Source organism: Halomonas sp., from assembly GCF_052095765.1.
GTDB lineage: Bacteria > Pseudomonadota > Gammaproteobacteria > Pseudomonadales > Halomonadaceae > Halomonas.
Genome location: NZ_JBQDJZ010000121.1, coordinates 1 through 6276, shown reverse-complemented (window position 1 = coordinate 6276; position 6276 = coordinate 1). Strand labels below are relative to the sequence as shown.

Sequence of the window (6276 nt, the reverse complement as noted above, 5' to 3'; positions counted from 1 at the left end):
CATTGGTTTTTTCGTATAGTGATGTTTCATGCGCTTAAGAACGACTCCAGCTAAGCTCCCACGGAGCAGATTCCGCGAGAATACATACAGCAGCGATGTCAGTGCGCAATGCTGCTGCTTATCATCAAGGACAATATAACAAATCAGCAATTACTAACTATTTTTCCGGCCAAGTTTATTCTGATGATTTCCAATACTATTTATAGCAACAGATACGACGCATCACCACCAGTATAGACACATACCAGCAGGCTACCAGCACAGGCTGTCAGCAGACTGCCAGGGTTCTGTCTGTAGCACAACAATCACCCTTATGCGGCAACAAAGATCTGCTGGATAACACGAGCGCTGAAACACGCCTTTGATTACGGATTGCTTGCCGATTGGAAACTCGGGTGGACCAGGAAACTTTTTTCGCCCGGTTGCAACGGGATTGGCACTGACTTTGGGCATTGCCCTCTGTAACGGCTGATAACAGAGAGCATGAGAACCTGGTCCGCCTCATGCCGGCTACTCCGAAAGCGAGTAGCTACGGCTTTTACAACAAGTAGAACAGACTGTTGCAACACTTATTACTACCACCCTACTGTAGCCAACCGGCTGCGGCATCTCTTGCCGAACAGGGCCAACTCATCAGGCATCAGTCTTCAACACGCACAACCCAAGACTCGACGGTCTCGCGGCCATGCTCATCTTTCCAAGCCTTCAGAACCTTGTGATTTCCGCCGCGAGTTTCAACAACCTCACCGCTATGGGGGTTCTTATATACCTTAAGACGGCGGCGGCGACGTGTAGCGTTTCGGGCTCCAACAGTTTCACGACCGGTATTTTCCAAAGGCTTAGGGTCAAGCAGGCTGATGACATCGCTAGCAGTCTTGTCAAACTCGACCATCAGCTCTTCGAGCTTTGATTTGAACTCAAGCTCAGCCTTCAGGCGATCATCGCTCTCCAGCTTTGCCAGATCAGACTGCAGCTCTTTGAGAAGCTGCTCTTTGCGCATGTAATTACTAAGCAATGATGACATTGAGTCTTCCTGAAAAAGTTATTGATGTATCTCTACGCGCATATTGTTACGCCAAAAAGGATATTTCGCAAGACTATTTAATAAAACAACAGCGATAACTTCAATCCTGCTGTTTGAAACATTGCTTTGCCTGCACTGCGATCAAGCGTTATAGCAGGCTATTCAGCCCACCGGGCGAAGATATCAATCAAATAACAACAGTGGCTAACGCACACTATCCACAAAAAAAGCGCCGCCCATATGGGCGACGCCATTACCGTATTAAACGGTCAGTAACATCCAGTCACACTCAGTCCTGACCCATCTGTTGCTTGATCAGGTCACCGATAGTAGTCGGTCCGTCATTCTCAACATCCTGGTCACGCAGCTTGCTGAGATTACGACGCGTGTCGTCCTGATCCTTGGCTTTGACCGACAGGTTGATCTGGCGGTTCTTACGGTCAACACCGATGATGCGCGCCTCGACGCTATCACCTTCGTTGAGCACGTTACGGGCATCTTCCACCCGATCAGCGCTGATCTCGGACGCCTTGAGCACCGCGATGACGTCTGTAGACAGCTCGACCTGAGCCTCCTTGGCGTCAACTTCGATCACGCGGCCAGTAACCACAGTGCCCTTGTCATTGACGGCCAAGTATTCGGCGACCGGATCGGTATCCAGCTGCTTGATGCCCAGCGAGATGCGCTCACGCTCAGGGTCAATGGACAGAATAACCGCTTCGGCCTCATCGCCCTTCTTGAACTGGCGCACGGCTTCTTCGCCAGTGTCAATCCAGGAGATGTCTGACAAGTGAACCAGCCCGTCGATACCACCGTCCAGGCCGATGAAGATACCGAAATCGGTAATCGACTTGATAGTGCCAGAGACACGGTCGCCCTTGTTGAAGTCGGTGTTGAACGTCTCCCACGGGTTCGCGGTGCACTGTTTGATACCCAAGGAGATACGACGGCGCTCTTCGTCGATATCCAGCACCATGACGTCCACGTCGTCACCAACCTGAACGACCTTGGACGGATGGATGTTCTTGTTGGTCCAGTCCATTTCGGAGACGTGAACCAGACCCTCAACACCCTCTTCCAGCTCGGCAAAGCAGCCGTAGTCGGTGAGGTTGGTGACTCGGGCATGCACTTTGGTGCCTTCCGGGTAGCGATCCTTGATGTTGACCCACGGATCTTCGCCCAGTTGCTTAAGACCCAGCGATACACGGTTACGCTCGCGGTCGAACTTCAGCACTTTGACATTGATCTCATCGCCAACAGCAACGATTTCGCTCGGATGCTTGATGCGCTTCCAGGCCATATCGGTGATGTGCAGCAGACCATCAACGCCGCCCAGATCAACGAAGGCACCGTAGTCGGTGAGATTCTTGACGATACCCAGAATCTGCTGGCCTTCCTGCAGCGTCGCCAGCAACGCTTCACGCTCGGCGCTGTTCTCCGCTTCAAGCACAGCACGACGCGATACCACCACGTTATTACGCTTGGGGTCGAGCTTGATGACCTTGAAATCGAGCTCTTTGTTTTCAAGGTGCGCGGTGTCACGAACCGGACGCACATCGACCAGAGAGCCTGGCAGGAAGGCGCGGATGGAATCCACATCGACGGTGAAACCGCCTTTGACCTTGCCGTTGATCACGCCCTTGACGATCTCTTCTTTTTCGAAGGCCGCTTCCAGTACCTTCCACGCTTCGGCGCGCTTGGCCTTTTCGCGCGACAGGCGGGTCTCACCAAAACCGTCTTCCACCGCTTCCAGTGCGACGTGAACTTCGTCACCAATGGCAATGGACAGCTCGCCACTGTCGTCACGGAACTGCGACGACGGAATCTGGCCTTCAGACTTCAGGCCGGCATTGACAGTAACCCAGTCACCGTCGATGTCGACGATAGTCGCCACGACGATGGCGCCGGGCTCCATATTGATGTCCTGAAGAGACTGTTCGAATAAATCAGCAAAGCTTTCGCTCATGATGTTCCTACGTGATCAACGTTGAGTGCGGCAAAGCCGCTTTTTCTCCGCACCACCAGCAAGTGCGGGCCATTTCAAATACCCTCGGGGATGTTAGCGCTGGTTCAACCTGACCAGACTTTCAGACAGAGTGTCTGGCCACGTCATCACATCGTACCGAGGAAGCCGCAAGGGAGTTCAGGTGACAGTCACAAGACCGCGATTGGCCAGCAGTTCGGTCAACCGATCCACCACTTCCGGTATTTTCAGGTGCGTGGTATCTAGCTCGACGGCATCTTCTGCCGGCACAAGCGGCGCCACGCTGCGCTGCATATCACGTGCATCGCGCGCCTGAATTTCTTTTAAAAGACTCGATAGACTAGCATCCACCCCTGCCTCCCGCAACTGCAAAAGGCGCCGCCGGGCCCGCTCTTCGGCTGTGGCGGTAAGGAATATCTTGAGTGGAGCATCCTGGAAGACCACCGTGCCCATATCACGACCGTCGGCCACCAGACCAGGTGCCTGACGGAAGTCCCGCTGGCGCTGCAGCAAGGCCTCACGAACCCTCGGCATCGTGGCGACCCGCGACGCGGCGTCACCTACCTGCTCGGTACGGATAACACCGCTGACATCTTCGCCCTCAAGCAGCACCTGGGGAGCATCACTGCCGGTCTTAAAGGTGACATCAAGCTGTGCCGCCACCCGGGCAAGCCCTGCTTCATCATCCAAAGCTACGGCGTGTTGCGACGCTGCCAACGCCGTCAACCGATAGAGTGCGCCGCTGTCGAGCAGGTGCCAGCCCTGGCGCTCGGCGACCAAGCGACTGATGGTGCCCTTGCCGGCCCCGCCAGGCCCGTCAACAGTCAATACTGGCGCTTGCTGACTCATTCAACCTCCTGCTCAAGACGCATACCGACGTGTCGAGCTAGCTCAATAAAGTCAGGGAAAGACGTGGCCACATTGGCGCAGTCGTCAATCAGGATTTCGCCCGATGCACGCAACGCGGCAATGGTGAAAGACATGGCAATGCGGTGATCGCCAAGGCTGTCGACTTGCCCTCCGCCGTAGCGAGGCCCAATGTCTTGCAGCCCTTCGCCATAGCCGACAATATCGATACCGTCATCAAGCAGGCAATGCTCGACACCCAGCACCTCAAAGCCATCAGCCATGGCCTGCAGCCGGTCTGATTCCTTGACGCGCAGCTCCTCAGCACCGCGCAGCCGGGTAACGCCCTCGGCATTGGCCGCCGCCACAAAGAGCGCGGGGAACTCGTCAATGGCCAGCGGCACTTGGTCAACAGGAATATCAATGCCCCTCAAGGGCGCATAGCGGATATGCAGGTCCGCCACCGGCTCGCCGCCAACTTCGCGCTCGTTGAGCAGACGCAGGTCAGCCCCCATGGCCTGAAGGATGTTGATCACGCCAATGCGGGTAGGGTTGACCCCCACGTGCTCAAGGAGCAGGTCAGAGCCTGGGGTAATCGCAGCGGCAACCAGAAAGAAAGTGGCCGAGGAAATATCTGACGGCACATCAATGGGCGACGCCGTCAGCTTACCGCCTCCTTCGAGCCAGCAGGTATCGCCGTCGCGCTCTACCCGATAGCCAAAGCCGTTAAGCATGCGCTCGGTATGGTCACGGGTTGGCGCTGGTTCGCGCACCCGCGTTTCGCCGTCGGCATACAGGCCGGCAAACAGCAAGCAAGACTTCACTTGGGCACTGGCCATAGGCATGTCGTAGGTGATGCCCTTGAGTGGCGCACCACCGTGAATTTTCAGCGGCGGACGCCCGCCCCCGGCGGTATCGATCACCGCGCCCATCTCGCGCAGTGGATCGGCCACCCGCCCCATGGGTCGTGCGGTTAGTGAGGCATCGCCAGTCAGTTCGCTGTCAAAATTCTGGCCAGCCAGCAGGCCAGCAAACAGGCGCATCGCGGTGCCTGAGTTACCGACATAGATCGGACCAAGCGGTGCCTTGAGACCATACAGGCCCACGCCATGTACGCTGACGCGCCCCTTGTCCGGCCCCTCAATAGCCACCCCCATCTCACGGAACGCCTGCAGCGTCGCAAGACTGTCTTCGCCTTCCAGAAATCCGCTGATATGAGTGACGCCTTCTGCCAGTGCGCCAAACATGATTGAGCGATGGGAAATGGATTTGTCGCCAGGCACGCGAATGCGCCCCTGCACCTCACCACCAGGGCTGACCCGGTAGCGCAGCTTGCCGTGTTGTTGCATTTTATATTCCGCCTGATAACTGGACTGGTTCAATAACGAATCAAAATAGTGTCGCGCGTGACGGGCACGACCCAATGTTGCCAGCATGGCATCACCATCGCGCTGCTCCACCGCATGGCGCAGCCGGGCAATACCCGCTTCGAAATCTGCCAGCGCACCCAGTAGCGCTTCCTGGTTGGCCATGAACACATCACGCCACATCACCGGATCGCTGCCGGCAATACGGGTAAAATCACGAAAGCCGCCGGCCGCGTAGCGAAAAATATCCAACCGGTCATCCTGGCGCGCCAGTGTATCGACCAACGAAAACGCCAGAAAGTGCGGCAGATGACTGGTGCGCGCCAGCACCTGATCGTGATGGCTGACATCCATTTCCAACACCTCGGCACCGGTGGCCTGCCACAACGCACGCACACGGGTGATGGCCCCGGTGTCAGTACTGCCACTGGGTGTCAGTATGACCTTGTGGCCCTCAAACAGCGCAGGTGTGGAAGATGCCACACCGCTTTTTTCTGAGCCAGCGATAGGATGACCCAGCACCAGGTTAGGCGGCAAGTGGCCAAACACGTCCATGGCGTCGCTGACGACAGTCTGTTTGGTACTCCCCACATCGGTCATTACCAACCTGGTAGAGGCGCTATCAAGCAGTGGCGCCAGCTCTTCCAGCACCGCCCGCATGGCCATGACCGGCACGGCCAGCACAACCATGGTCACACCCTCGAGCAGCGCCCTGTTGAGCTGAACATCACCGCCATCGATCAGCCCCATGGCGATTCCCTGATCGATTTCATCAGGGTCGAGGTCGCAGGCAACAATGCCTGTCTTCCCCGACGAGGCGCCGGCTCCGGCTCGGCCTTCGCTGGCAGAATCGCCAGCGCGCAAGGCGGCAGCCAAGGACCCGCCAATCAGCCCCAGACCGACAATCAGAATGCGCTCTTCGCGGACGGCGACAGACATGCTTAAAGCACACCCACCGGATACGAGCCCAACACTTTCACTTCGGCAGCGCGCAGGCGGACTTCTTCAAGCACCGCCGCTACTCGAGGCTCGTCGTGATGGCCCTTGAGATCAAT

The 6276-nt window shown here is 56.7% G+C and carries 4 protein-coding genes and 1 pseudogene; all 5 read right to left on the bottom strand.

Annotated elements, in window-relative coordinates:
- Positions 1 to 640: 640 nt before the first annotated feature.
- The gene (locus ACTH3D_RS12195) at positions 641 to 1024 is read right to left on the bottom strand and encodes a histone-like nucleoid-structuring protein, MvaT/MvaU family (RefSeq protein ID WP_441667398.1); all 384 of its coding nucleotides are present in this window, start codon (positions 1022 to 1024) and stop codon (positions 641 to 643) included.
- A gap of 289 nt (positions 1025 to 1313) precedes the next feature.
- The gene (rpsA, locus tag ACTH3D_RS12190) at positions 1314 to 2990 is read right to left on the bottom strand and encodes a 30S ribosomal protein S1 (protein ID WP_441667397.1); all 1677 of its coding nucleotides are present in this window, start codon (positions 2988 to 2990) and stop codon (positions 1314 to 1316) included.
- Positions 2991 to 3167: 177 nt separating this feature from the next.
- Complete coding sequence (gene cmk / locus ACTH3D_RS12185; RefSeq protein WP_441667396.1) at positions 3168 to 3857, bottom strand: (d)CMP kinase; 690 nt, start codon at positions 3855 to 3857, stop codon at positions 3168 to 3170.
- Positions 3854 to 6160 (bottom strand): bifunctional prephenate dehydrogenase/3-phosphoshikimate 1-carboxyvinyltransferase, encoded by a 2307-nt coding sequence (locus tag ACTH3D_RS12180; RefSeq protein ID WP_441667395.1) that lies wholly within the window; start codon positions 6158 to 6160, stop codon positions 3854 to 3856. Before ACTH3D_RS12180 ends, cmk begins: the two co-directional genes overlap by 4 nt.
- 2 nt (positions 6161 to 6162) lie before the next feature.
- A pseudogene (locus ACTH3D_RS12175) lies at positions 6163 to 6276 on the bottom strand (prephenate dehydratase); the annotation flags it as partial.